This is a genomic window from Anabaena sp. EIM26, from assembly GCF_057568715.1.
Window position 1 is genome coordinate 61,157 of sequence record NZ_JBWNLG010000004.1, and the last position, 24,892, is coordinate 86,048.

Sequence of the window (24,892 nt, forward strand, 5' to 3'; positions counted from 1 at the left end):
ATATCAACACATATCCCGTAAAAAGTATAAATTTACGTATTGTATATTTCACTTTTATTAATTATACCCAATCAAAAGTCCTACTAACAGCCTTCTTCCAAAGCCGATAACAACCTTCCCTCTCCACAGCATCCATCTTCGCTTCCCAAGTCTGATCCAAAAGCCAATTCTCAGACAACTCCTCCAAACTCCCCCAGAAACCAGTCGCCAACCCAGCAGCATAAGCCGCCCCTAAAGCTGTAGTTTCTGCTACCTGCGGACGAATCACCGGCACACCTAACACATCACTTTGAAATTGCATCAACAGGTTGTTGTACACCATCCCCCCATCTACCTTCAAAGCCGTTAAATTTACCTGCGCGTCTTCTCTCATCGCATCTAAAACTTCACGAGTCTGCCATGCTGTAGCTTCCAACACCGCACGGGCAATATGACCTTTATTTGTGTAGCGAGTCATCCCCACAATTGCACCTCTAGCATCATTGCGCCAATAGGGAGCAAATAACCCAGAAAAAGCCGGGACAAAATAAACACCACCGTTATCTGTAACTGTACTGGCTAAAGTTTCTACCTCTGCACTGCTTTGAATTAATCCCAAATTGTCACGCAACCATTGAACCAAAGCGCCAGCAATAGCTATACTCCCTTCCAAAGCATAAACCGCCGGAGCATCACCCAACTTGTAAGCTACCGTTGTCAATAAACCATGTTGGGAAACCACCTTTTGCTGGCCTGTATTCAGCAGCATAAAGCAACCAGTACCATAAGTATTTTTGGCTTCACCTACCTGAAAACAAGTTTGTCCAATTAATGCGGCTTGTTGATCTCCTAAATCAGCAGCAATGGGAACTCCTGCCAAAATACCTGTAGCTTGACCATAAATAGCCGATGAAGGGCGAATTTCTGGCAACATTTGCCGGGGAATGCCCATAATCTCTAAAATTTCCGCTTCCCAGTCCAGAGAATTCAAATTCATCAGCAAAGTCCGACTGGCATTGGTAACATCAGTGATATGCAAACCGCCTTCTGTACCACCTGTTAAATGCCAAATCAAAAAGGTGTCAATTGTGCCAAAAAGAGCGTTACCATTTGCGGCTGCGGCTTTTAATCCTGGTATATTTTCCAGTAACCACTTAATTTTGGGGGCGCTGAAATAGGTAGCCAGTGGTAAACCTGTTATGGCGCGAAAACGGTCTATCCCACCATCTGCTGCTAGTTGATTACAGATGTAGTCAGTTCTGGTATCTTGCCAGACAATGGCGTTGTAGTAAGGTTCGCCTGTTTGCTTATCCCAAACTACTACTGTTTCCCGCTGATTCGTAATGCCAATTGCTGTTATCTCAGCAACAGTAATATTACTTTGCTCTAAAGCATTTTTAATTACAATTTGAGTAGATGACCAGATTTCCTTGGGGTCGTGTTCTACCCAACCAGGTTGAGGATAAATCTGCTGATGTTCTTTTTGGGCATAGCCAGCAATTTTACCTTGCTTGTCAAAGATGATGAAGCGGGTGCTGGTCGTTCCTTGGTCAATTGCAGCGACGTATTTGGTCATGGGTTTATGTTGCTTGGCTATGCACTGGTAAACAATATCAAAGTTCCCAATCTTGAGGTTGTGGGATTTGGCTATGCTTGGGTTGCATTTTACTATCAGTTAACAGCTTATTCCAACCCGCTTGACCAGGAGAAACTCGTTTGGACTGTGGTAGTTCAGCCAATATCTCAGATACCAAGTCCTCATTCTCATTATCTTTAACCGCGATGATCACTGTATCAAGTGAGCGTAAAAATTCTAAAGGTATTTGAGAGCGATCGCTCGGCGCTGCTGCAAGCAATTCGCTTGTGGCATTGTACTCTCTCTCCATGCCCATACTCCAATACAATGTTGGTTGCCGCTTTCTTTTGTCAACAGTTGATTCTAAGGCAATAACAGAAAGAACTTCGATAGGGTCACTCAGTAGCACTGCTCTTTTGACTGTGGTATCCGTAGCAATCCAAAAACCACCGTTTTTCGTAGGTTCAGAGTTGAGAGGAATAGCAGTGAAGTCACCTGTTGGTTCTAGCTGCTTGGCTTGAGTGGGAATATCATCAAGTGTGCGTTCTACAAATACTGGTTGACCTGTTTTACTGGGATATAGCCAACCTTTTTGATACAGTTCTGTGAGCAGAGAATTGGGTAAATTGTACTGCTGGTGTAAATTTAGCCGTATTTGTTCCCAGTTTGCGGGTTCTGGTGTAGGTAAAGAATTTGGTTGCCTGATAGGTGGTGTTGAATGGTCAAATGTTTGTGCTGTTAATCGTTGGATACGCTCATCATCTTGTTTTGCTCCGACTGTTGATGTTGAATGGTCAACTGTTTGCACTGTCAGTCTTTGGACGAGTTCATCATCTTGTTTTATTCTTACTTTTGATGTTGAATGGTCAATTGTTTGTTGGATTTGAAGATGTTTGTCATTGTGTTTTTGAGCAACTGTTGGTGTGGAATTTTCAACAGGTTGCCCGATTTCAATGTGTTTCTTATCCAGTGGTGAAGCAACTTTTATTGTGCTATTTTCAACATTTGCCTGAACTTGAATGCCTTGCTCGTCCTGGTTTGGTTGATTGGATGTAACATTTTCAATATTTCGTTCCATCAGTTTTTGGATGAGTTGATCATCCCGCTTAGGAATATAGCTGACACCTAGATGTTTTTGTAAACCGGGAAAAGTATATGCTTTACCAAGATGCGTCCCACTGAAAGCTACACCGTCAAGTTGGTAACTAATGCCTTTGACTTTGCCTGTGCGAGTATAACTAACGCAGACATTAATACCTTGTTGTTGCGTTGGCGAAGCCGGCCGAAGGCATCGCTTGATAAACTCTGGCATAGTTGGGCGGTCATGGGTTGCTGCATCGAGCGATGGCAACGCCCGCCGTAGGCATCGCTGAAGTCTCACCCTAACACTTTCCTCTCCAGTTCTAGCGAGTTGTCTGCGTTCCCCAGTAGTAGGACTACGGTTCTCCTTTCTCTTACTTGGTTCTACTGATTGCAAATTATATTCTTTCTCTAACTTGCGAATTACTGCTTCACTTCTGGGATAGTCCCAGCTATCGAAAACTGTAGTTCCATCTAAGCGAATGCGATTGGCAACAATATGTGCATGATCATGAGTCCGGTCAGTGTGTCGCACCACAATATATTGGTTCATAGTAAAACCCATTGCTTGCAGATATTTCTGGGCGATTTCATGCCAAGTATCATCGTCTAAACTCTCATTGTGGGGCAAGCTGAGAGAGGCATGATAAACATTTCTAGTAACTTTTGGGTTAATGCGTGTAGAAAATTGCAACTCAGCAGCTAATGAGCGTGGGGTTGTTTCGTCCATATTGCCACCAATTTGTCTTGCTCCTTCCTTGCCAAAAAGGTATTTGAGCAATTTGATAAAACTTTTACCTTTAACCTGTTTAGCAATCAATTTTCCTCGTTTTGTAAATCGGTGATTAAATCAACTTCTGTAATCTCTCGTCGCACCTGTTTCACTAAATCTCTTATCTGTTCCAACAATCCTCTATCAACAACCACTGGCTCACCCATGAGTACCGATGTATTAATGGCTTTAGCTATTTGATTGAGGTTATTGCCTATTTTCCCCAATTCCCAGTAAGTTTGACCTGCCACTTTAGTAACACGCCTGGGCAATCTATTTTTGATAGTCTTAGCACGGAATAACTCTGCCATCGTCAAGCTATTTTCTGCTGCCATTTGTCGCACCTGTGCTTTTTCTTGCGGTGTGAGGCAGATATGAAATCTAATTGTGCGCTCTTTTTGAGGCATGGCTTAATTTATTGCAAAGATTATGTTTTACTTCCAGTTTGAAATATGTAAGTCAATTAGTCATTAACCAAATGGCTATTTTCGATTTGAATTTCACATCCAGCATTGAAAGCGAATACAAGTCCTATGAGTTTTGATTTTTTCGTATATTGAGAGTGAAGGCAAGTCCTGTGAGTTTTGATTTTTTTCGTATCATCCTCCCCTCCGTCACGGTGGTTAACCTACTGAGGTAGGGGAACCGTGAAAGGAGGGCAAGTCTGTCGCTGCTTCCCTGAAAAGTACAAAATTTTTGCATCCTAGAGATGCACATTGCGACATGGCTTGCTATGCTCCAAACGTTTTTTTAGTCTGCTCAAATCAAAAATATGAGTGGAGTTTCAGTGGAGTACCAATGGAGTAGGAGTGGAGTTTTACTGCCAAAATTATTATCAACAAGCTTTTTTATTGACAGTTACTAACTATACAAACAGCAGACAATGGCGTTTGAATGGAGTTTTACTGGAGTTTTAATGGCGGTTGAGTGTAATTCCAGTGGAGTTTTACTGGAGTACCAGTGGCGTTGCATTGCCATACTTTTAGAACTGGATCAAATTAACAGAAAAGCCAAGAATTGAACAACGATTGTGAAAAAAATAACCAACTGGCTAAAATTTGCAGCAAAAAAATAGTCAATAGAGTGATGTTCATAAGCAATATTTGGATTTAAGTTAAAAGCAGCTTTTACGTATAACCACAGCTAATGTCAATGTCAAACCTGATAGTCAGTTTTGACCCTGGTGCTTCCTTGACCAAGATTGTTTACGAACTAGCAACTGAAGGCCAACCATGTTTAATGACAATGGAACCAGAAATGCTGAAGTTGCCCCAAAGTTCGATTGACGCTTATATGTCAAGTCGCAAGGGTCTGGAATCTTCTAAACCAGTAGATGAAGCTTGGGTGTCTTGTGCGGTAGATGGTGATACACAATGTACAGTAGTTGGATTCCTGGCACGCCAGTTTTCAGCATCAGCCAGATTAGATAAACTCAAGTACGAAACTTCAATTGACAAAGCTTTAGCAGTAATTGGTGCGATCGCTCAACACAATAAACTGCCCAACAGGTTCTCACTATCGCTTACCTCACTATTACCCTATGGCGAATATCAAAATCGTCAAGCCTTTGAAGAACAGTTGCGGGTGGCACTCAAAGATTTTAAATTTCGGGGTCAAAGGTTGCGGGTAAAACTGGAACGATTCGAGTGTCTGCCTGAAGGTGCGGGATTAGCCATGATTCGTCAACGCCAGAATGGGAAAGAATGGTTTAACTCCCAAACCATTGCCGTGCTGATGTTTGGGCATCGCAATACCAGTCTGCTCTTATTTGAACGAGGGAAGATGACAGCGGGTTACACCAATGGGTTGGGTTTCCACCAAATGGTAAAACGGGTAATTGAACGCACATCTGGACAAGATGCCACCACTTTGACTGCTGCTATCTATGCAGCCGGTTCAGATATTACAGCAGATAACCAAGCGATTCGCGCTTTGGTTAAAAGCAGAGACGCAAAAAACATTGATTATGAGTTGCAGATGATTGTTAATGCCATTGCGACTGCTAAATCTGAGTATTGGTCTAGGCTTTACGATTGGCTGGAATCAACTTTACCTGCGGTCAACGAAGTGATTTTGAGTGGTGGTGCAGCTTTGTACTTAGAGCAAGAATTACAAGAATGTTTTCAAGAAATTCCCACTTATTGGGGTACGGATTTACAGCAGCAGGTGCAAGCAGCTTTCAAGAATGACAATAATCATTATCACCATAGTTTCCGAGAACAAGAAGCTTTATCCTTTAGGTTAATTGATGCTTTTGGCTTGTTTATGCGATTTAGAGCGCAAATGGAGAAAGTGGCATAAATATGACTAATAATAAATTACCTAAAAATCATGACCCTAATAGACAACACAACAGACAAAAGGAAGATTTTAGTTTTCGATATCGTCCTCTGGCAAATACTGTAGATGGGAAACTAATTGCATATTTACAACAGGGAAATAAAGCACAAACTGGTAAAGAAATGGTATTACAAGCAATTAGAATATGCTGGTTGCCATTAGCATACAAAGCCCAAGTAAATACAGGTGTAGGTATTAGTGATCAAGAAGTGCATCGCATAGGGTTGATTTGTTGTCATGCCCTAGAGCAACACTTAGCTTATTTGCGAATGGAATTGGGATTACCACACAAATCAAGTGATGTTTTAGCTGTACCTATAAGTACGATGAGTAATCCTCAGACACTGGCTACTATGTTCGGTTCAAATGCTGGTAATTTCAGTAGTAATGATGATAGTAGTAGCCAAGACCAAGGTAATAGTAATCAGGTAAAGAATCAAATTGATTCTGATTCTTTCATTTCTGGCAAAGGGTCTTTTTATGATGACAATAATGATATGTTTACAGATATTTAAGCATCTATAGGACTCTATTTAATTTCTGACCTGTTTTTCAGATAAAACCCTGTTTGGATAGAGATTTAAGTCTCAGTATATTTTCAAAATTCAAACCAGATTCCTATATAAATGCACAGTTAATCAAATCACAAAGGAGAGAATAAGATGGCTACAATTCACTTCATTGATGGTGAAAAAGGTGGTGTTGGCAAGTCTTTATTTGCCAGAGTCATGGTGCAATACTGCATTGACAATAAATTACTTTATGAGTTAGTGGAAGCTGACCAAAGTAATCCAGACGTAGGTGCATTTTACCCAGACAATCATAAAACAGCCATTTTTAGTGAATCAGAGCGCAAAGCTTATGAAGCTGATGAAATCTTTAATTTGGCACTGACAAATTCTGTAATTGTCAATTTACCTGCTCAAGTCTACCCAGCCGTAACTGATTGGATTGAGCGTAATCAAATTCTAGAAATTACTGGCAAAAATAAAGTCAAGATAAATAAATGGTTTGTTTGTAGTGGAGGATATGATAGTGTGCAGTTATTTATGCAATCTCTTCAAAAATTTGAAAAAAATATTAAACATATATTTGTCCGTAACTTTGGTTTATGCGATGATTGGAAACACATAGATGGACGTGAAGATTTACAGGATTTAATTAAGGCTTATAAAGTAGCAGTCATTGACTTTCCCAAGTTTAGTTATCGAGAACGGGATCTCCTTGATGCCCATCGGATAAATTTTTCTCAGGCTAAAGATTATGGAGAATTAGGAATATTAGGTAAGCAGAGACTGCACAGTTTTCTCAAAAAAGCTTGTGAGGAAATTGAAAAAGCTAAAATTTGGCATCTACCAGCAGCTTCAATTACTCCACCCTCAGAAAAAGCTGATAGTGCTAATACTAATACTAATGGCAAAGTCGCTACCAAGAAATAACCTATTTAACACTCTTCAATCTAATAGCGGAGTCTGGCTTTAGTCATAGACTCGCTCGTTTCCTAATTACCCAGTTATCCTATGAAGAATTCTCACACCGAAGAACTCGATTTAGATGATGATTTTTTGGATTCAGTCGCTGCTAGAGGTAGAGGTTTAAGTCGAATTCCTTACCCTACTTTACTAGATTTAGCAATTCGTGGTAAAGATGACACTTTTAAAGCCAGGGTTTGGGAAATAGTTGTTCAAACTGGACTTGATCCCGATGATCCAGCATTTCTAATGATGATTGCGACTGGCAGACTACAAGTGTTGTTAGAAGACAGTCCTCAAGAAATGGAGTCAATGTTTGATCAGTGGCAAACCCAACTTTATGACCATCTGCAAAATTATGAAAAAGCAGCAGTCAAAGGACAGCAGAAAGCGATCGCTCACGCAGTCACAACATTAATCAAGCATACAGAATTTGAGCGTGCCATTCATTCAGTTCCATCATTAATTGTAGCTGGAATACTCTTATTGATTACCGCAGGAGTGGGTGGAGTTCTCAGTGTGTGGGGAATGCTTTGGTATCAATCTAGCAATTTAGACCCAACTGGTTCACGCCAACTGACTCAACAAGAAGCTAATGCCTTGGAATGGGCAACCACTAATGAAGGCAAGTTTGCTCGCAATTTTATGGAATGGAATCGAGATTTATTGAGTCGAGATAATGCTGGTCAATTGGCTTGTACTAAGGAAGTGAAACGCTTGGGAGTGACACTGGAAATGGGAGCAAACAGCAGAAAAGCTGTATCAGGTTTTTGTACTCTTTGGGTGCAACCTTCTAATCAACGCAAGTTTGTCTCTCAATCAAAAAATTAGTTGTTTAATTGTGAAATAGGAGTGAAACAAAAGATGAGCTACAAACTTCGTGCAACTTGGCTATTAGTAATAGGAATAATCCTAGCAGCTTGTACCCCTAATACTGTAGATATAAGTGGAAAAAGTGAAAGTAATATAGCCAAAGCACAGAGTCCCTCTGTACCTAATTATCCACCAATGTATGATGTTGCGGTAAACGTATGTGGGAATATCATTGCTCCAGTTAAAGACGGGAAACGCTGTATCAAGCACAAGCTGCGTTTGTGGGGCCCAGTAGAAGAAGCTAAATTGGTTCAGACAGGTATTCCTCTGGCAGCAATGTCTGCTGTAGATCATAAATTAGCAATTAGCTCTAAAGGCTGTTATCCTGAATATTCTCAACCTTCCCAGCCGCAGTTTTATTGGGCGGATCTCCTGATTTATGTGAATAAAACAGGAAAGAAACCAACAATTGAACTGAACAAAACTCAACTGTCCAACCAAGAAATTTTCAGTTTAATGAATAGTCGGTTTTCTAGTCCAACAATTGCCACGTTTGGTGGGGTTGGTTGCAAACCGATACCTGTGAAAAAAAAGTGATTTTTCAGCCAGATAACGAGTTTTTACGGGTAAGGGTGAGTGGGCAAAAAAGCTATCCCACTTAAATACGAGGAAAGGGCGCAAGGGGATGGTCGTCAGATCAACGGCAAGAGGAAATAACTGCTTCCCCTTGCCTCTTTGGCTACTGGTTTCACCAGCAGATACTTAAGATGCTTCAGCAAACCTAGCTGTACGTTGTTGTTTGTGAGCCTTACGTCGCTCGCGTACTGCATCCAAATCTTTCAATCCATAGAAACGTTTAGCATAAGCTAATAATTCATTCATAGGAGTATCAGCATAGTCCTTGCGAAACTCTGTGTTGTGTTCGTTCCAATCAAATTCTTCTTGACTAAACCGTGCTTTGGCAGCGAGTTCTCGTCCACTTTCTTCTCGCAAAACTTCCAGTACCATTAACCGTACTTTGTCTGGATATCCCATGACCTTTTCTAAAGCTTTGATTTGTTGCTGCTGGAGTTTCCGTTTCCTCGGATTTTCCTGTTTCTGAGATTCCATGACTTTTTTCAAAGCTTTGGCCTGAGGCTGATTACGTTGCATACAATTTTCCTTGGATTAACAAATTACTTGCATCTCGCAGAGATAGCATCGACAGATGCCTTCCAAATTAAAATTCACTTTTTGCTGGTTGGAATTCAGTGGCAATTATTGTCTTCAATTCTGCTTTTGGGATTAGATGTGTGGAAAACCAAAATGCCCCGATGCAGATAATTTGGGGCATGATAATTAATCTTCAATTTCTAAATCTTCGTCATCTTCATCTTGGTCAAAATCGTCATCTATCCAGTCATTAGAGTTGTTACTTAAACCATTAAGTCCGTCCATGCGTTTAGAGCGAGCAGCTTTATGAGCAGCACGTCTATCTCGAATTTCGTCCAGATTATTCAAGCCGTAAAGTAGGCGTGCCTAATTGATTAATTCTTTCAATGGTGTGTTTATGTAGTCCTTACGAAATTGGGCATTGTGTTTTTCCCAATCAAACTCTTGTTCATTAAATCTGGCGGTAGCTGCTAATTCTCTACCCGATTCTTCTCTTAATACTTCAATGAGCATCAAGTGGACTTTCTCTTGATAAGTAATTACTCGCTCTAAAGCTGGAATGTGTTTGACAATTTTACGTGCTGATTTGGTAGTTTTGCGAGTGCTAACCATGAGAATTACTCCTTGATATTTTCGATTTTTCTCATAGAAACAGCATCGAAAGATGCAATTCACTGTAATTCCAATTCGTTGATTGTGTTCAATATTTTGTGGTAAGTGACAGAGTTAAATTTTTATCCAAATCTACTACTTTCGGAAGGGATAAAGTTGATGTTTTAATCACCTTTTCGATGACTATATTTACTAGATTCAGTCTGTAAATTCACAAATTTTAAGTAATGCGACAGAATTAGTTACACAACTGATTTCTCTGTTAAGAGTTTTCTCTCTGAACGAGTGAATTTAATTTTGTCCGACTACTTACTAAAAGTTTTTACGAAATAAGATGCATTCAATTTCAGGATTTTCTTGTTCAAATTCAGGAAAAAATAACCTGTATTGTTGGCAATACATGGTTATTTTGAGTTATAATTCTGTCAATTGCTAAGAATCAATTAATCGTCATCATCATCCTCATCTAAGTCGTCATCTTCATCCAAGTCTTCATCGAGTTCATCATCCTCATCTAAATCTTCATCCAATTCCTCGTCAAGTTCGTCATCCAAATCATCAAGTTCTTCTTGTTCTTGGAAAGAATTGCGACGTTCTAGTGATGCACGGTTGAATTCAACCAAATCAGCTATTGCTTGTTCTGGGTCGGTGCTGATGGTGTCGTACAGCATACTCATGAAGATGGCAACTACTTCTGGGGCATATTGGAGTGTATCTGGTTGTCCAAATAATCTAGGAAATAATTTAGTGTTCCATTTCTGCCAATCAAATTTTTTATTACCGCCTTTCTTTTTGACTTGAGCGGCAATATCAAGTCCGAGTTTTTCACGGGCTGCATGACCGACTTTAGTAGAAATTCTGGAGTCCCGTAGCTGTAATTTAATCCCATATTCTTTGAAGATTAAATTCCGCAACTCTTTCAATAAGGCTAATGCTTCCTGTTGCGGTGAAGCCTTTACTGCTTTTGATTTAGTTGCGGAAGCTGTATTATTTGCTTTTGCTGGTGTTTTACCGTTAGCTGTATGGCGAGTATTGCCGTTAGTACGAGTTTTGGCGATTGCCATTTTACTTTCCTCCTTTAAGAAGGTGAATTTTTCACCTCCTTGCCGCAATCGCGGCTTTCATTTCCATTTACTTCCAATTTCCTGATTGAGGTTTCAAATCTATCTTTGCTCTGATACTATTTACACTTGCAAATGTCCAAATAAACAAGCAGATTATTCTGGTGATATAGCAATCCGATTTGAGTTATCATAGCTGGCGAGGCGTAGCCATACTGAATCATAAAACAGGCAACATAAAGCATTCACATTTTATTTAGGATTACTATAGCAATTCCCATTTAAGTGACGTATGAGCAAAAAGAATTAACCGCAGATGGAAAAGGATGAGCGCAGATAAACACAGATAAATTTGTACCCCATTAGACTAGGAAATGCTATATGTGCTTATTCATACTTAATAAAGCAGTAAAAAAATGCAAAGTTAAACAGGAGCAACAAGAGCGAATACTGACGAATATATTTGCGTAATCTCCTCTTTGCTTCCCTATAAAATCGAGCATTTTGAGGATAATTATGATATGAATGCTATGCTAACCGAATTTACCCTCGCCAATTTTAAAAGTTACAGTACAAGCGGAACTCTAAACAGTTCGACAGACTCGCTATCCCACCTGTCAAAGAGCCGATTGCCTCTAGGATCTTTGACTGTCCTAATAGGAGCTAATGCCGCAGGTAAAAGTAACGCCCTAGAAGGTTTGCGGTTTCTGTCATGGCTGGCACAAGGGCAAAAACTCTCTAGTATTCAATATGCAGTGAATAGCGCCGACCGAGTTGTACGCGGTCGAGTCAATGACTTATGCCATCGGGGAGAATCAAGTTTTACTATCGGTTGCCGTTTAGACTCAACAGAGTGGAACGAACTCAATATAACTCTGAATGTGCGTGATGGAGAACTGCATATCAGCAGCGAACGAATTGTTGACTCGACAAATCCAGTTCCGCTATATGAGCTAAGTCAGCCTTCTGAAGGGATAAATACTGATGTTAGTGTCGCGTATAACAATTTTACCAAAGGAAAGAACAAGCCACGAATAACGTGCAGTGATCAAATGGCTATCTTTGTGCAATTAGACAGCCCTGCCCGTTTTGATGCCAAATATGAAAATTCCCAAAAGATAATTCCGGAGACAGTCCGCGAATATCAACGAGTCTTACAGAATATCCTGTTTCTAGATCCCGTTCCCGCCAAAATGCGCGAGTACAGCTTCAAATCTGATAAGCGATTACAAGAAGATGGTACTAATCTGTCCAGCGTTCTCTATCGCTTGTGGGAGAACCAACCCGAAAATCAACAGGCAATTCTCAACTTTATCCAGAGTTTACCAGAACAGGCTATAGATGGGCTAGATTTCCTTATTGGTCCACGGGATGAAGTCATGGTGCGACTAGCCGAAACTTTTGGTAATACCCGTCGCTATTGTGAAGCCGCATTGTTATCAGATGGCACTTTGCGGGTGTTAGCGATCGCAGCAGCTATGCTATCGGCAACCGCAGGAAGTTTGGTAGTTATCGAAGAAATTGACAACGGTGTTCATCCCAACCGTGCCAAGCATCTACTGTCTAGCATCCGAGATATTGCCGAGCGGCGTAAATTACGAGTGTTGCTTTCCACACACAACCCAGCCTTAATGGATGCTTTACCCGATGCTGCTTTAGGCGATGTAGTCTTTTGTTTCCGAGATCCAGAGGAAGGGAATCAAGGAAATAGTCGCCTGATCAGGCTTGGGGATATGTACGATTTCCCCAGTCTCATATCGCAAGGACCATTGGGACAACTGGTAACTGCTGGGGTAGTGGATAGGTTTGTTAAGTCACCGCACACACCTGAAGACAGAAAACAGCAAGCTCTGGCATGGCTGTCTCGTTTGCAGGAGTACGACAATGAGTAGTATTTGCCTGATTGATACCAGCATATTCCTGGAAATACTCAACGTTCCTAACTATAATCAACATAGAGCATCAGTTCTCGAAGATTTTCAGACCTATGCTCAATCTGGCTGTACTTTTCTGTTGCCTATGGCGACCATTCTTGAAACAGGCAATCATATTGCCCAAAATGGGGACGGCACAATGCGAAGAAAAACAGCCCTCCGTTTTGTTAAAGCAGTTAAGGAAGCATTTACAGGCGAAGCTCCCTGGCGAACTACTACATTCCCGAACACCGCAGAGATATTAATGTGGATTGATCAGTTCCCGGATTTGGCTGGCAAAAACAAAGCCCCTGATAAACAAGAAGGAACAAGCTTCGGGGATCTCAGCATTATTGAAGAATTTAATAAATCGTGTAAACTTTTCCCCATGAGTGAAGTGTTTATTTGGTCGCTAGACAGAGATTTACAGAACTATCACCAAACGCCAACATGAGCCAGTAGTAGACTAGCACTAGCAAAGGAGGTAGTATGGCAACAATTACGATTCGCAATATAATCTGATGAGTTGCTTGAGCGCATTAAACGCTTGGCAGCACAAAAGGGGGTTTCTATGGAGCAAGAAGTCCGCGATTTGTTGCAAAACGTTATGGGCAAAGGGATGACGTGCTTGCTCGTATTCGTCAACGAGCAGAGGTTTTACCGATGGAAGCAGAAAGTCGGGTGTAGTCTTGGAAGGGACGGAAAAATTGCAAGCAATGCGGAAATAATTGTATTTGTTAAGATTAAATTAACTGTGGCTGACGATAAAAGATGATGAAAAGTATTCATGAAGTTCGGGAAGTTTTATCACTACAAAAGCAATCTCTCTGTGAAATTTATCAAATTACAGAAATTGGGATTTTTGGTTCTTATGCTAGGGGTGAGGAGACGGAAGCAAGTGATATAGATATTTTGGTTGATTATGAAACAGTGCCTACTTTTATAATGTTGGTGGAATTTAGAGATTATTTAAGTCAGTTGTTTGGCTTAAAGGTGGATGTTGTTACTAAGAACGGGCTTAAACCACGGATTCGTGAGTGTGTTTTGTCAATGCGTAACTCCTAATTTATATTACTGAGAGCAAAAAATTATGCAAATTACTTTAGACATACCTGATGAAATGGCGCGAAATTTAGAATCTCGTAAGGAAGATTTACCCCAAATTTTGGCTTTAGGATTGCGAGAAATTAGTGCTAATCCGGCGACGGGTTTTTCTGGACTAACTGAAGTTTTAGAGTTTTTGGCAAAGTTACCATCTCCTCAAGAAATTTTAACTCTCCGTCTTTCGCCTATGGTTCAGGCTGAAATTGAATCTCTTTTAGACAAAAATCGTAATCAAGGTTTGGATGAAAGGGATTTGTGTCTGTGGCAACATTATGAGTTTATTGAGCATTTAGTGCGTCTTGCTAAAGCTCAAGCTCTGCTCAGATTACAACAAGGTGCATGAGTAAAACTTATATTCCTAGCAATTTACGACAAATTGTATTTGAACGCGCTCAGGGGTGTTGTGAGTATTGTTTAATTCCAGAGATGTTGGTTTTGGCTACTCATCAGATTGATCATGTGATTGCAGAAAAACATGATGGTGCAACGGTGTTAGAAAATTTGGCGCTGTCCTGTTCGCTATGTAATCAGGCTAAAGGTAGTGATATTGCTTCAATTGATCCAGAATCTGGTGATACGGTGAGACTTTATCATCCGAGAAAGGATAATTGGAGTGAGCATTTTTTGTTTGATGTAGAAAGCGGTATGATTCAGCCTTTAACGCCAATTGGGCGGGTGACTGTTAAGTTATTGCGGGTGAATCGTGTGGAGTATCTGCCTGTCCGTAAGATAATTGCTCAGTTGGAATTAAATAAAAATGAATGAATTAGACAATATGCTGATATATAAATATTGGCAGGTTGATGTGGCGGTTGTATGGGCTACGGTTCAGCTTTTTTACCATCACTAAAAGCAGTATATTTAATCTGATTATCTACAACAACAAAGGCTTCACTGACTGCTAGTAAATATCTAATCGCAAAACGTACCCTAATGCGGAGATTATCCCGCTCTGTCGTTAAAATGACTGCGCTATATTCCTCAATGTATGCATTAGAGCAATTGAGTAAAAGTTGCTCAATTTCATCTAAATACGCTTGGATAAGTTTACGTGACATCTTGGAGTTTGCTGGTTATTTCTTGATGTAAAGCTAGATAATGCTGATAATTTCCTGCCCATTCGACAAACACTTCATCATCAGAAGTTTTTCCTTGGCTATATTTGGCAAAAAAATCTTCTGAACTCATTTGGTACTTGATTTCATAAACATTTAACTGTTTGGTAAGGGCAATCAACGCATCTAGTGGAGATGTATATTCGATAACTTGTTTACGCATTTATTTATCTGTTTAATTTGATTAACTTAATCATATAGCAATCCTAATCAGATAGACTTTGTGAATATGATTATTGACTACCCTACGTTGCGTTGAAGATATCGCTATTGCTCAAATAAAAAACATAGTCTGCTGGATACTGATAATTGTCCATAAGGCTAAGGCATCAGTAATCAATTTACTCTATAAGGAGGAAGTATGTTGTTCAAACAAGATTAATGAAGTTGACAGATTGGACTGCCTTAGCTAACCAAAATACGGCAATTGTGGCTGTGGAATATCATACCCCTGACAGAATGCAGATTTTACAGCAATTTTACTATTGGGGTGAGGAACGGTCTTTGTCAGTTTTTCTCTGGAATCCCGGTTACTGCGAACTACAGCAATTAATTCAGCATCAAGGTCAGTACATCTTACAGTCAACAGATAGGGGTAACAATGAGGATATTCTTCAGTATCTTTTGTCAGACTATCAACCAGGTATTTATTTATTAGAGGGGATGCTCAACGAAGATGACAGTAGTAAAATTAGTCAAAAACTGAGTTATCAACTATTGAATGCTTATCATCAAGCTTTGTGGAATCAGCAAGATAATTATTGGGTGTTACTAGAAACTTACGTTCAGCTGCCTCTAGAATTACAGCCTTTTATTCCGGTGTTGTCTAATCCACTGCCAAATCAAGAGCAGGTGCAATTGATTGTACAGCAGTTTTTTGATTGTTGTTCGTACTCGACTTTAGCCAATGGCTATTCTTACTCAAACACAGCTTCAACCAACCAAGCACTGCAATTGCTAATTCGTGCCTGTCAAGGTTTACCCAGAGGTGAGATAAATCTGCTACTACAGCAATGTTTAGGTTTTACAGATCAACTTGAGGACATCGCCCAATTAGTTCTTGAGCATAAAGTTAACAAATTACGAGGACGGGGTTTAGAGTACATTGCCCAACCGGATATCCCTTCATCTGCGGGGTTAGATTTACTCTCAAAAAGGTTAGCAACTATTACCTGTTTGCTACAACCAGAAGCACAAACATATAATTTGCAGTTTCCCACGGGAATGTTGTTATGGGGACCACCAGGAACAGGTAAAAGTTTATCTGCCAAGTTAGCAGCCAAGAAAATGGGCTTGCCACTGTTAGCTGCTAATTGGGGTGTACTATTGGGTAGTCCTCATCCTGACCGAGCTTTAAAGGAATTTATTGCTTTGGTAACATCCCTTGCTCCCTGCGTTCTCTACTGGGATGATTTTGATAAAGGTTTTGCAGGTTGGGACGCGAATGCAGATGGAGGTGTAGCCCGGCGGTTGTCTGCGGGATTGTTAACGTGGATGCAGGAACATGAAGAACCTGTTTATACCATTGCTACTATCAACCGTCTAGAAATGTTACCTGCGGAATTAGTGCGCCGTTTCGATGATATCTTTTTTGTAGATTTACCCCACGAGGGGGCAAGATACGAAGTTTTCAATTTACATTTAGCTAAGTATTTTCCAGCTTTTGCAGGTAATGATTCACCTTGGAGTGATGAGCAATGGCGCAGGTTATTGACTGAATATAGGATTTGCACTCCAGCCGAAATTGGTAATGCTGTGCGTCGTTGTGCTGAGAACGCTTTTGCTCAAGCTAGAGCAGGGCGAATTGAGTTTGAGGATTTGTTGAAACAGCGATCGCTCTTTACTCCAGCTATGGAGCGAGAATCAGAACAGATGCAAGCGATTCGCAATCAGGCTATTTATGCTCAACCTGTGTCGAGTGAAGATGTTTCACGGTTTGCTTATCAGCATCGGGAGTTATTTGAATAAGCTGGTTTTATCCTCAACAATTTAGCTAATATATAATTAGCATTTGATTTATGAAATTATCTGTGTAGAGAGTGAATACGGAAAATGTACTGAGGTTTTCAGTAATTAAATATGATTCCTATATATGATTTTAAATTTTTATAAAATATGGCAGTAATGCGACCAACAATCAATGATTGAAACAATTATTGTCTTTGTCATTATTGGGTTAATCATCACGTTAATTTTAGTTAATCCCATCCTCATAAAAAGGAGAAGAAATCGTCTCAAACATCGCCCTTTTCCTCCCCTTTGGAATGCCGTTATTGAGAATAATCTTCCTATATATCTCTATCTGTCATCAGATGAAAGAAGGCGACTTCAAGGACATATTCAAGTATTTTTAACCGAAAAGCAATTTATTGGCTGTAGAGGTTTACAAGTGACAGAGGAAATGAAACTGATAATTTCGACTGTTGCCTGTTTACTTCTACTCAATGAACGAGGAGAATATTTCCCCAGACTGCGTTCAATTCTGGTTTATCCCAGTGCCTATATTGTCAAGGAAACAACTGCTATTGATAATTATGTTGTTGAGGAAAAGCGTGTAGCCAGACTAGGGGAATCATGGACAAAAGACCAGTTAATATTGTCTTGGGAACAGATAAAACAGGATACTTTTAATTGGCAAGATGGGCATAATGTTATCCTCCATGAATTTGCCCATCAGTTAGATCAAGAAGATGGAAAAGCTGAAGGTGTACCGATTTTACAACGCAATTCTGACTATCCGATTTGGGCTAAAGTGATGAGCGAAGCATATCAACAACTTTGTAACGATTTTCTCCAAGGAGTCAATAATGTCATAGATAGTTATGGTGCAACAAATCCCGCAGAATTTTTTGCTGTAGCGACTGAGACTTTCTTTGAAAAACCACACCAATTGTTATCTCATTATCCGGCAGTTTATCAGCAACTACAACGTTACTATCATCTAGATCCTGTGCAGTGGAATTATCCTTCTCCTGTCAATTTTGGCAAATAAGAAAGCGATACAAGAATTGAGGATTGAGCAAAAGACGTGGTAGCAAGCACTGGTTTTTTAATACCTCTTTTGTCACCCCATCAGATAAAATCGCTCTCCCAATTCGCCTAACTACCCCCTTTTTGATGCCTTCACAAGAACAATCATTCTGTCAGCTTTGAATATCCCGACAGAGTTGTTGCGGTAATTGTTTAATTATTCGCTGAAATGGAGCAAAATCTCGCAATCCGTGGGAAAGAATCAATGCGCCTTGAATGGCGATCATGGCATCTTCTCCGCGTTCCTTTGCTAAAGTTTCATCCAATCCTGCGGTGATAAGGACTTTAGAGATCGCCTCAATCCATTGAGAAAATGCCCAACCAATCTGTGAGTGAAAAAGATCATCACTCGATTGTTCCATCACCAAAACTGCCCATAGGCAGGAATTTTGCCCCGCATTGAAAAAGCGACTCGTTTCCTCACACATGGACTGAAATTTGTCGATAGGTTTTTCCTGACTATCAAGGATCTGCAAAATACTCGCCTCTAGCCACTGATTAACCTGAGCCAGAGCAGCAGCAGCCATTTCTGCCTTACCACCTGGGAAGTGATGGTAGAGACTGGCTTTCCCCAGCCCCGTTGCTTGGGCAATTTTGGAGAGCGTTACACCCTCATAACCATATTGGCGAAACAGTTTGAGCAGAGTTGGCACATAGGTTTGTTTAGACATTGGCAAAAAAGAGGAATTTATCTATTGACAATTATATCGAACGAACGGTACAGTAATTGCATACCGAACGAACGGTACACTAAATAAGCTTCCCAGAGGTTACAGATATGAACCCCACGCCAGGCAACATTCCTCAGATCAAGACAAATAACCGAGTTTGTCAGGATCAGCTTTGGTTCTTATCTTTGCTATTTCCCTTAGAACGTGAATTATTGTCAGCCGACTGCTTACCCTGGCAAAACCTGGAATATTGGTAATTGCCACGGCGCTTTGGCAGCCACCCAAATCTGGCATGATATTCGCCGCACAGAAGACACTAGTACCGCTTTCTCGGAATTAAAAATTGATAATTAAAAATTAAAAAAGCAGATTACATAGGCTTTATAGGGATTTTTAATGGACGTTCGGCGAAGCTCAGTCGAGCCGTTGGTTGATTTCCGCCGTTGTGTACTAGGCGATAGCGTATCCCTGACGGGAGTGCAAAGCACTCAGCGCTCCGTAGGAATCGCCTCTGGTAAATATTCATCTACCATCTCTAGCAACAATTCCAGCCGTTATTTAATCAATACATACTGAAGGAAAAACAATGATTAAGTTACATGGTCACGAAATCTCTGGTAACAGCTACAAAGTCCGTTTAATGTTATCACTGCTAAATCTTGAATATGAATGGGTCAGAGTTGATTTGATGAAGGGTGAACATAAGTCACCGGAATACCTGGCAATCAATCCTTTTGGACAAGTGCCTTTGTTAGTAGATGGAAAAACAACACTTGCTGATGCACAAGCAATTCTCGTATATCTAGCACGACAATATGGCGGTGAACAGTGGCTACCTGTGGATGCACTACCAATGGCACAGGTAATTCGTTGGTTGTCAACGGCTGCGGGTGAAGTGCGTCAAGGTCCAGAAAATGCTCGTCTCTACTATTTATTTGGGGCTGGAACTAACATCAATGTTGAACGGGCAACGCAAAAAGCCGAATTTATTCTCAAGCAACTTGAGCAGCATTTAAGTACACGCAATTGGTTAGAATTTGAGCATCCTACAATCGCTGATGTTGCTATCTATCCCTATATTGCTCTAGCAAGAGATGGCAAGATTGAACTTGATGCCTATCCTCATGTTTTGAATTGGATTGAACGGGTTAAACAACTCCCTGGTTATATTCCCATGTTAGGAATCTAGACAAATGTTAGCCATAATCTTGAATATCACAAATCTAGCAAAGGCACATAGCTTATTAGAGTTTGGAAGAGCGATCAGCAAGGTGATCTTATCTGAATTACGGTACCCGGATTTCTCACCACAATTCTCAAAGCCTTATAAACTCTAGATTCCGGTTTTTCACACTGCATCAAAAAATAACCTGTCAAAAATGCCCGAAACATATTTTGGGTAAGGATTATGAGGAATGCGTTCGCGGGACTTGTGAGAAATGCGGGGGTAGAAGTTTCTTTAATTTCAGGAGCAAAACACGATGGCAAACCCAGGCTGGTCACGTACCGAATCACCCTTTCACGCAGGTGAACTGGCAATTCAGGCTAGATTTGGAGCGCAGGAGCAGATAGACAAGCAAGGACGGCGAGTGATTCGAGACTATCTCCCCGATCAGCATCGGCAATTTTTTGCCCAACTGCCATTAGTAATTGTTGGAACAGTTGATACAGCCGATAATCTTTGGGCTTCGATTCTGGTGGGAAAACCAGGCTTTATTTCCACTTCTGATAGTCGTACCGTGCAGATTTTGTCCAAACCGCTCTTTGGCGATCCCCTGACAACCACACTCGCCGCCGGCATTAACATTGGCTTTCTCGGCATTGAACTACACTCTCGTCGCCGGAATCGTCTAAATGGGACAGTCATACAAACTCATGCAGATGGCTTTGAGGTGCAGGTGGGGCAAAGCTTTGGTAACTGTCCCCAATACATTCAGTCCCGGATGTTTGAGCTAGACGAGTATGAGGCCGCAGCGCCCAAACCAGTTCATCAGGTAACAACCTTGGGAGCAGTAGAACAAGCCATGATTAGGGAGGCTGATACATTTTTCATTGCCACTGCCTATCAAGACGAATCGGCGGGTGTAGCTGGAGGTGTAGATGTTTCCCATCGAGGTGGCAAAGCGGGTTTCGTGCGGGTGGACGAAGATTGCAGTTTGACTATTCCTGACTTTTCAGGCAATTGTCACTTTAATACCTTCGGTAATTTGGAGTTAAATCCCCGTGCAGGATTACTGTTTGTAGATTTTTCTCAGGGTAATTTGCTTTACCTCACAGGCACTGCCAAAGTAATTTGGGAAGGGGCTGAAATTAGCAGATATCGAGGGGCAGAGCGATTGTTACGCTTCTATGTTGAGCAGGGATATCGGGTGGAAGGTAGTCTTCCCCTCCGTTGGTCAAATCCTGAATTCTCACCCTTTCTCGCTCATACTGGTTCTTGGTAAGAAATGATTAATCGAGTATAGGAAATAACTATTAAGCTGCACACAGATTCAGGAACATGGCTTCATGGAAACTAAACCCCCTCTGCCTCCGTTTACCTTAGAAACTGCTCAAGCCAAAGTCCAAGCGGCTGAAGATGCTTGGAATACCCGTGATCCAGAGCGGGTTGCCCTGGCATACACGGAAGATTCTCAGTGGCGGAATCGCTCCGATTTTTTTAGTGGACGAACCGCTATTAAAGAGTTTCTTCAACGCAAATGGGCAAAAGAACTAGACTACCGCTTAAAAAAAGAACTCTGGTGCTTTATGGATAATCGGATTGCGGTGCGATTTGAATATGAATGGCACGATGATTCTGGTTCTTGGTATCGCGCCTATGGCAATGAAAACTGGGAATTTGCCGAAAACGGGCTGATGATGCGGCGTTTTGCCAGCATTAATGATATCTCTATTCAGGAGAGCGAGCGAAAATTTCGATGGTGATTAACCATCTTTGGCATTAAGCAGAAATCAGGGCAATCACTGAAATAAAACCTGAAAAAGCTTATCATATATGCTCCAACGCGATTATCCAGCATCTCCTTAGTTTACGCACAGTTTTCAATTAAGGATAAAAATGATAGCGGTTGGCTCATATTAGCAGCAAAGCCGAGAATTCCTGGATCTCGATGTTCGTAAAGTAACTGACCTTTGCTATCAAACAAAAAAGTGCCACCGCGCTGAGTTAAGTAGGCAGAATTCGGTACATAAGTCTGCCAATTTCTGAGAACTTCCACCATATTCCGTAGCCGCAGAGTAGCTAACTCAAAGGGGCGTTGAAAGCCACTGCCGCCGACTAATTGGAAAAACGAGCATTGGAAGGCAGGCAGAGGAGTACCTTGAATGATTTCATCATCTCCAATAAGTTGAGGGGCTTTGCGGTCTCCCTTGTATCCCCGAAAAACTTCAGCCAGTGTTCCCGGACTACCAATTCCTGCACACATCAAAATTAGATTTAGCCAAGCTTTCCCAGACTCAGCAAGCCCAGGGAGAGAAATATTCAGACCAGAATAGAGATTGAGTTGGCGATGTAATTCTCCATTCGGTTCGACAAATAAATTTTCCGGCGGAAATCCTGTATATTCACAGAATTTTGTGCCAGAGGCGAGATTGCCTATTCCCACTGCACGAATAGCGAGTTTTTTGTCTGTCAACTTTTTAGCTTCACGCTGCAACCACCACGCATATTCAAGACTATCAAAATCTCCAAGTTGTGGCCAAACTAAGATAAGGATATGTGAGGCAGTCTCGCAGTTTTCTAGCAAGGGTCGGCTCATGCCATCACTTACACGTTGATATTTGTTCTGATTAAGGATAGCGTAGAGGTTCATTACCAGGGATAAACTGCTATTTAGCTATTAAATTTTAGTTCAATTTAACAGAATTTACGTTGATTTTATCAGATTGCCGTAATACCCCGTCCCTCTATAGTGCAACTACGGTGTACACACAAGTCTTAAAATTCCTACTAGTGCTTGGTTTCGTCATCTAGCTTGAGGTTTTGTGATCGCTCTGGAAGCCTGTCATTGCGTTAGCGTTAGCGTCTCGTAGAGAGGAGGAACGACGGAGCAATCGCAAAAACCACGGGATGATGTGATTACTTCGCTCCGCTCGTAATGACAATTTAAGGGGTCTATAACGCCTAAAACCCTTGCAGATAGTACTTGTGTGTACACTGTAGCTATAGTGCAAGGAGCGTCAAGACATTTTTTGTCTAAGTTCCGCCAACTTACCAGGAATCACCTACTGTAATATCTACTACCACAGGCACAGGGTTGAGAAACTTAAGAGCCGCAGCAACCATACATCTGTGTAGCATTTTTCTCACTCGCTCAACGTCATTCTCTGGACATTCCAGGACAATTTCATCATGAACAACACAAATCAACCTTGCATTAGTCCTAGTTAACGGTTTAACCAGCTTCACCATCGCCAACTTATTAATATCTGCATTTAACCCCTGCACAGGATGATTAAGCATTTCTGCTAATCTGGGTTTATCAGCCCATCTCCGTCTTCTCCCAGCTAAAGTCCGACTTTCTTTAACACCCCGCAAATATGCTTGCTTAATCGTTTCATGCCACTTAGTCACACCAGAATAAGCATCAAAAAACCGCTTTCTAAAAGCCTTAGCTTCATCGAGTGTCATAGTCACACCATACTTAGTTTCAGCATAGATACGAAGTTTGGCAGCCCCCATACCGTAAATCAGACCAAAATTAATTGCTTTAGCCAGTCTGCGGTCTTCCTCTGTTACCTCCGTGATCAGCTTACCAGTTACCAAAGCAGCCGTAAGTTTGTGTAAATCAGCACCTTGACGGTATGCTTGGCGCATCTTAGCATCACCAGAGAGACGAGCTACTATTCTTAATTCGATTTGCGAATAATCTGCTGCTAAAATTTGGTAGCCAGGTGCAGCAATAAAACAATTTCGAGCTGCTGCATGACGGGGAATGGTTTGCAATGGTGGGTGACGACAGGAAAATCTCCCAGACCTTGCTCCTAGTTGATAGTAATTGGGGTGAATTCTCCCAGTTTTGGGGTGAATGTGTTTAGGTAAACTATCAGTAAAAGTAGTAGTAATTTTGGCAAGGTGGCGATAGTCTAAAAGAGCCTTAATAATAGGATATTCATTGGCTAAAGGGACTAAATCTTTTTGATTAGTTGATTGTACTGGAATACCCATAGCTTGGAGAGAGGCTAATACTTGTGGGGGTGAATTCGGATTAACAGTATCCGTTAGTTCTGGTAACAGTGATAGTTGAGATTTACCAGCCAAACGCAATTGTTTCAACTGTTGAAGTGCATTTATTTTATCAGCTTCTAAAGAAGCACCCAGCGTTTGCCATCTAGACAAATCAAACAACATTCCATTGAGTTCCATTTGGGCGACAACAGGCAGACAATGAAATTCCAGTTGGGCAATTTTTAGCAATTTCGCCTGTGTTAATTTCTTGACTAAAATCGGGTAAAGGTAAAGTAAAATAGCAGCGTCTGTAGCAGCATATTGTAATTGTGCTGGAGTCAGATGTTGATGCCAATTGCTGGTTTGTAATGTTTTATCTAGTTGTATACTTAACAGCTTACGAGTGATATTTTCTAAAGATGCACTGGTTTTAATGCCCGCATTTAAAACTTGGTAAGCAAGTTGAGTATCGAAGAAATATCCAAAAGGTTGAAGTCCGGCTTGAGTGAGAAATTGCCATTCAAATTTGGCATTATGAGCAATTTTTACAGCAGAATTGCAGAAGAGTTTTTTGAGCAGTAAACGATAAATTTCACTGCGTCCACCTCTGGTGCAGTGTAGTTGATTACTTTCACGATTGTGTTCTGCGCTATCGCGCACAGATATAGCTGGTAAATCAATTAGTACAACTGGGTAATTAGGTGCAGCTATTTGAATTAATCTAATTGTGTCAGTTAAAGGGTCGAGTCCTGTTGTTTCACAATCTAAGGCTAAAATTTCTGCATAAAACAAAGGTTTGATAATGCTTTTAAGAGTGAGGATATCTTTGACTAAAGTGTATTTTGGAGAGTAAATCATAGGGTTTATTAATTTGCTTTTTTAGCCATAAGTATTAGTCGGTATTGTTTTGATAAGAATAATCAAATTAATTCGTAATACCGCTACGCAGACGCAAGCTACGTAATTAAGTTTTGCAACAGGGATTTTGATCACAATACAAAACTTGCTGCCTTTAGAAGCAGGGGAGTTAAACTC

General features: G+C 40.9%; 29 protein-coding genes. 17 read left to right on the forward strand and 12 right to left on the reverse strand.

What is annotated here, in order from left to right:
• Positions 1 to 61: 61 nt before the first annotated feature.
• The 3 genes from glpK to AC012T_RS28125 are packed head-to-tail and all read right to left on the reverse strand — an operon-like array spanning position 62 to position 3,814.
• Positions 62 to 1,555 carry a glycerol kinase GlpK gene (gene glpK, locus AC012T_RS28115; RefSeq protein WP_487067647.1) on the reverse strand — a complete coding sequence of 498 codons (1,494 nt, stop codon included), beginning with the start codon at positions 1,553 to 1,555 and terminating at the stop codon, positions 62 to 64.
• 37 nt (positions 1,556 to 1,592) lie between these two features.
• A complete protein-coding gene (locus AC012T_RS28120; RefSeq protein WP_487067649.1) occupies positions 1,593 to 3,455 on the reverse strand; it encodes a relaxase/mobilization nuclease domain-containing protein in 1,863 nt (620 codons plus the stop codon).
• A complete protein-coding gene (locus AC012T_RS28125; protein WP_487067651.1) occupies positions 3,452 to 3,814 on the reverse strand; it encodes a plasmid mobilization protein in 363 nt (120 codons plus the stop codon). Before AC012T_RS28125 ends, AC012T_RS28120 begins: the two co-directional genes overlap by 4 nt.
• A gap of 739 nt (positions 3,815 to 4,553) precedes the next feature.
• Between AC012T_RS28125 and AC012T_RS28130 the strand changes: the two genes are divergently transcribed.
• The 5 genes from AC012T_RS28130 to AC012T_RS28150 all read left to right on the forward strand — a co-directional run bounded on the left by AC012T_RS28130 (position 4,554) and on the right by AC012T_RS28150 (position 8,629).
• Entirely contained in the window at positions 4,554 to 5,708 is a 1,155-nt protein-coding gene (locus tag AC012T_RS28130) for a ParM/StbA family protein (protein ID WP_487067653.1), read from the forward strand.
• Positions 5,709 to 5,710: 2 nt separating this feature from the next.
• Positions 5,711 to 6,262 carry a hypothetical protein gene (locus AC012T_RS28135; RefSeq protein WP_487067654.1) on the forward strand — a complete coding sequence of 184 codons (552 nt, stop codon included), beginning with the start codon at positions 5,711 to 5,713 and terminating at the stop codon, positions 6,260 to 6,262.
• A gap of 147 nt (positions 6,263 to 6,409) precedes the next feature.
• Positions 6,410 to 7,186, forward strand: a complete 777-nt coding sequence (locus AC012T_RS28140) for a P-loop NTPase family protein (RefSeq protein ID WP_487067656.1) — start codon at positions 6,410 to 6,412, stop codon at positions 7,184 to 7,186.
• A gap of 81 nt (positions 7,187 to 7,267) precedes the next feature.
• A complete protein-coding gene (locus AC012T_RS28145) occupies positions 7,268 to 8,050 on the forward strand; it encodes a DUF6753 family protein (RefSeq protein ID WP_487067658.1) in 783 nt (260 codons plus the stop codon).
• Positions 8,051 to 8,083: 33 nt separating this feature from the next.
• Entirely contained in the window at positions 8,084 to 8,629 is a 546-nt protein-coding gene (locus tag AC012T_RS28150) for a hypothetical protein (protein ID WP_487067660.1), read from the forward strand.
• A gap of 165 nt (positions 8,630 to 8,794) precedes the next feature.
• Here the strand turns inward: AC012T_RS28150 and AC012T_RS28155 are convergent, their stop codons facing one another.
• From AC012T_RS28155 to AC012T_RS28170, 4 genes are all read right to left on the reverse strand, one after another.
• Positions 8,795 to 9,184 carry a hypothetical protein gene (locus AC012T_RS28155; RefSeq protein WP_487067662.1) on the reverse strand — a complete coding sequence of 130 codons (390 nt, stop codon included), beginning with the start codon at positions 9,182 to 9,184 and terminating at the stop codon, positions 8,795 to 8,797.
• Between the two features lie 186 nt (positions 9,185 to 9,370).
• On the reverse strand, positions 9,371 to 9,532 hold the full coding sequence (locus AC012T_RS28160; RefSeq protein ID WP_487067664.1) for a hypothetical protein: 162 nt from the start codon (positions 9,530 to 9,532) through the stop codon (positions 9,371 to 9,373).
• Between the two features lie 18 nt (positions 9,533 to 9,550).
• Positions 9,551 to 9,796 (reverse strand): hypothetical protein, encoded by a 246-nt coding sequence (locus tag AC012T_RS28165; protein ID WP_487067666.1) that lies wholly within the window; start codon positions 9,794 to 9,796, stop codon positions 9,551 to 9,553.
• Positions 9,797 to 10,239: 443 nt separating this feature from the next.
• Entirely contained in the window at positions 10,240 to 10,860 is a 621-nt protein-coding gene (locus tag AC012T_RS28170) for a primosomal protein (protein ID WP_487067668.1), read from the reverse strand.
• A gap of 527 nt (positions 10,861 to 11,387) precedes the next feature.
• Between AC012T_RS28170 and AC012T_RS28175 the strand changes: the two genes are divergently transcribed.
• From AC012T_RS28175 to AC012T_RS28200, 6 genes are all read left to right on the forward strand, one after another.
• Positions 11,388 to 12,749, forward strand: a complete 1,362-nt coding sequence (locus AC012T_RS28175) for an AAA family ATPase (protein ID WP_487067672.1) — start codon at positions 11,388 to 11,390, stop codon at positions 12,747 to 12,749.
• Positions 12,742 to 13,224, forward strand: a complete 483-nt coding sequence (locus AC012T_RS28180) for a hypothetical protein (protein WP_487067438.1) — start codon at positions 12,742 to 12,744, stop codon at positions 13,222 to 13,224. Before AC012T_RS28175 ends, AC012T_RS28180 begins: the two co-directional genes overlap by 8 nt.
• A 93-nt stretch (positions 13,225 to 13,317) precedes the next feature.
• Positions 13,318 to 13,545 (forward strand): hypothetical protein, encoded by a 228-nt coding sequence (locus AC012T_RS28185; RefSeq protein ID WP_487067440.1) that lies wholly within the window; start codon positions 13,318 to 13,320, stop codon positions 13,543 to 13,545.
• Positions 13,542 to 13,835 carry a nucleotidyltransferase family protein gene (locus AC012T_RS28190; RefSeq protein WP_487067442.1) on the forward strand — a complete coding sequence of 98 codons (294 nt, stop codon included), beginning with the start codon at positions 13,542 to 13,544 and terminating at the stop codon, positions 13,833 to 13,835. Before AC012T_RS28185 ends, AC012T_RS28190 begins: the two co-directional genes overlap by 4 nt.
• Before the next feature lie 25 nt (positions 13,836 to 13,860).
• Complete coding sequence (locus AC012T_RS28195; protein WP_487067444.1) at positions 13,861 to 14,217, forward strand: hypothetical protein; 357 nt, start codon at positions 13,861 to 13,863, stop codon at positions 14,215 to 14,217.
• On the forward strand, positions 14,214 to 14,639 hold the full coding sequence (locus AC012T_RS28200; RefSeq protein ID WP_323313870.1) for an HNH endonuclease: 426 nt from the start codon (positions 14,214 to 14,216) through the stop codon (positions 14,637 to 14,639). The genes AC012T_RS28195 and AC012T_RS28200 overlap by 4 nt, the downstream gene beginning before the upstream one ends.
• 56 nt (positions 14,640 to 14,695) lie before the next feature.
• Here the strand turns inward: AC012T_RS28200 and AC012T_RS28205 are convergent, their stop codons facing one another.
• Both AC012T_RS28205 and tumA read right to left on the reverse strand, forming a co-directional pair.
• On the reverse strand, positions 14,696 to 14,932 hold the full coding sequence (locus AC012T_RS28205) for a hypothetical protein (RefSeq protein WP_487067446.1): 237 nt from the start codon (positions 14,930 to 14,932) through the stop codon (positions 14,696 to 14,698).
• Positions 14,922 to 15,152, reverse strand: a complete 231-nt coding sequence (tumA, locus tag AC012T_RS28210; RefSeq protein ID WP_487067448.1) for an antitoxin TumA — start codon at positions 15,150 to 15,152, stop codon at positions 14,922 to 14,924. The genes AC012T_RS28205 and tumA overlap by 11 nt, the downstream gene beginning before the upstream one ends.
• A gap of 218 nt (positions 15,153 to 15,370) precedes the next feature.
• Here tumA and AC012T_RS28215 point away from each other — a divergent pair, with 218 nt between their 5' ends.
• Entirely contained in the window at positions 15,371 to 16,957 is a 1,587-nt protein-coding gene (locus AC012T_RS28215; protein WP_487067450.1) for an ATP-binding protein, read from the forward strand.
• Between the two features lie 172 nt (positions 16,958 to 17,129).
• Positions 17,130 to 17,981 (forward strand): M90 family metallopeptidase, encoded by an 852-nt coding sequence (locus AC012T_RS28220; RefSeq protein WP_487067452.1) that lies wholly within the window; start codon positions 17,130 to 17,132, stop codon positions 17,979 to 17,981.
• A 151-nt stretch (positions 17,982 to 18,132) separates the two neighbouring features.
• On the opposite strand, the gene AC012T_RS28225 is transcribed toward AC012T_RS28220, so the two are convergent.
• A complete protein-coding gene (locus AC012T_RS28225; protein ID WP_438893391.1) occupies positions 18,133 to 18,690 on the reverse strand; it encodes a TetR/AcrR family transcriptional regulator in 558 nt (185 codons plus the stop codon).
• A gap of 204 nt (positions 18,691 to 18,894) precedes the next feature.
• Here AC012T_RS28225 and AC012T_RS28230 point away from each other — a divergent pair, with 204 nt between their 5' ends.
• The 4 genes from AC012T_RS28230 to AC012T_RS28245 all read left to right on the forward strand — a co-directional run bounded on the left by AC012T_RS28230 (position 18,895) and on the right by AC012T_RS28245 (position 21,615).
• Entirely contained in the window at positions 18,895 to 19,044 is a 150-nt protein-coding gene (locus AC012T_RS28230; protein ID WP_438893392.1) for a hypothetical protein, read from the forward strand.
• A gap of 232 nt (positions 19,045 to 19,276) precedes the next feature.
• Positions 19,277 to 19,879 (forward strand): glutathione S-transferase family protein, encoded by a 603-nt coding sequence (locus AC012T_RS28235; protein WP_487067455.1) that lies wholly within the window; start codon positions 19,277 to 19,279, stop codon positions 19,877 to 19,879.
• A gap of 292 nt (positions 19,880 to 20,171) precedes the next feature.
• Positions 20,172 to 21,134 (forward strand): flavin-nucleotide-binding protein, encoded by a 963-nt coding sequence (locus AC012T_RS28240; RefSeq protein WP_487067457.1) that lies wholly within the window; start codon positions 20,172 to 20,174, stop codon positions 21,132 to 21,134.
• 64 nt (positions 21,135 to 21,198) lie between these two features.
• Entirely contained in the window at positions 21,199 to 21,615 is a 417-nt protein-coding gene (locus AC012T_RS28245) for a nuclear transport factor 2 family protein (RefSeq protein WP_438893396.1), read from the forward strand.
• A gap of 104 nt (positions 21,616 to 21,719) precedes the next feature.
• On the opposite strand, the gene AC012T_RS28250 is transcribed toward AC012T_RS28245, so the two are convergent.
• Entirely contained in the window at positions 21,720 to 22,502 is a 783-nt protein-coding gene (locus AC012T_RS28250) for a peroxiredoxin-like family protein (RefSeq protein ID WP_487067459.1), read from the reverse strand.
• 398 nt (positions 22,503 to 22,900) lie between these two features.
• A complete protein-coding gene (locus tag AC012T_RS28255; protein ID WP_487067461.1) occupies positions 22,901 to 24,715 on the reverse strand; it encodes a bifunctional 3'-5' exonuclease/DNA polymerase in 1,815 nt (604 codons plus the stop codon).
• Positions 24,716 to 24,892 lie beyond the last annotated feature (177 nt).

Bases quoted from the DNA above. Each gene is read 5' to 3' on its own strand.
- AC012T_RS28240 (WP_487067457.1), top strand. From the start codon at position 20,172: ATGGCAAACCCAGGCTGGTCACGTACCGAATCACCCTTTCACGCAGGT.
- AC012T_RS28190 (WP_487067442.1), top strand. From the start codon at position 13,542: ATGATGAAAAGTATTCATGAAGTTCGGGAAGTTTTATCACTACAAAAG.
- glpK (WP_487067647.1), bottom strand. From the start codon at position 1,555: ATGACCAAATACGTCGCTGCAATTGACCAAGGAACGACCAGCACCCGC.
- AC012T_RS28165 (WP_487067666.1), bottom strand. From the start codon at position 9,796: ATGGTTAGCACTCGCAAAACTACCAAATCAGCACGTAAAATTGTCAAA.
- AC012T_RS28205 (WP_487067446.1), bottom strand. From the start codon at position 14,932: ATGTCACGTAAACTTATCCAAGCGTATTTAGATGAAATTGAGCAACTT.
- AC012T_RS28225 (WP_438893391.1), bottom strand. From the start codon at position 18,690: ATGTCTAAACAAACCTATGTGCCAACTCTGCTCAAACTGTTTCGCCAA.
- AC012T_RS28130 (WP_487067653.1), top strand. From the start codon at position 4,554: ATGTCAATGTCAAACCTGATAGTCAGTTTTGACCCTGGTGCTTCCTTG.
- AC012T_RS28140 (WP_487067656.1), top strand. From the start codon at position 6,410: ATGGCTACAATTCACTTCATTGATGGTGAAAAAGGTGGTGTTGGCAAG.
- AC012T_RS28135 (WP_487067654.1), top strand. From the start codon at position 5,711: ATGACTAATAATAAATTACCTAAAAATCATGACCCTAATAGACAACAC.
- AC012T_RS28245 (WP_438893396.1), top strand. From the start codon at position 21,199: ATGGAAACTAAACCCCCTCTGCCTCCGTTTACCTTAGAAACTGCTCAA.
- AC012T_RS28175 (WP_487067672.1), top strand. From the start codon at position 11,388: ATGCTAACCGAATTTACCCTCGCCAATTTTAAAAGTTACAGTACAAGC.
- AC012T_RS28145 (WP_487067658.1), top strand. From the start codon at position 7,268: ATGAAGAATTCTCACACCGAAGAACTCGATTTAGATGATGATTTTTTG.
- AC012T_RS28155 (WP_487067662.1), bottom strand. From the start codon at position 9,184: ATGCAACGTAATCAGCCTCAGGCCAAAGCTTTGAAAAAAGTCATGGAA.
- AC012T_RS28235 (WP_487067455.1), top strand. From the start codon at position 19,277: ATGATTAAGTTACATGGTCACGAAATCTCTGGTAACAGCTACAAAGTC.
- tumA (WP_487067448.1), bottom strand. From the start codon at position 15,152: ATGCGTAAACAAGTTATCGAATATACATCTCCACTAGATGCGTTGATT.
- AC012T_RS28250 (WP_487067459.1), bottom strand. From the start codon at position 22,502: ATGAACCTCTACGCTATCCTTAATCAGAACAAATATCAACGTGTAAGT.
- AC012T_RS28200 (WP_323313870.1), top strand. From the start codon at position 14,214: ATGAGTAAAACTTATATTCCTAGCAATTTACGACAAATTGTATTTGAA.
- AC012T_RS28170 (WP_487067668.1), bottom strand. From the start codon at position 10,860: ATGGCAATCGCCAAAACTCGTACTAACGGCAATACTCGCCATACAGCT.
- AC012T_RS28125 (WP_487067651.1), bottom strand. From the start codon at position 3,814: ATGCCTCAAAAAGAGCGCACAATTAGATTTCATATCTGCCTCACACCG.
- AC012T_RS28180 (WP_487067438.1), top strand. From the start codon at position 12,742: ATGAGTAGTATTTGCCTGATTGATACCAGCATATTCCTGGAAATACTC.
- AC012T_RS28220 (WP_487067452.1), top strand. From the start codon at position 17,130: ATGATTGAAACAATTATTGTCTTTGTCATTATTGGGTTAATCATCACG.
- AC012T_RS28150 (WP_487067660.1), top strand. From the start codon at position 8,084: ATGAGCTACAAACTTCGTGCAACTTGGCTATTAGTAATAGGAATAATC.
- AC012T_RS28215 (WP_487067450.1), top strand. From the start codon at position 15,371: ATGAAGTTGACAGATTGGACTGCCTTAGCTAACCAAAATACGGCAATT.
- AC012T_RS28195 (WP_487067444.1), top strand. From the start codon at position 13,861: ATGCAAATTACTTTAGACATACCTGATGAAATGGCGCGAAATTTAGAA.
- AC012T_RS28255 (WP_487067461.1), bottom strand. From the start codon at position 24,715: ATGATTTACTCTCCAAAATACACTTTAGTCAAAGATATCCTCACTCTT.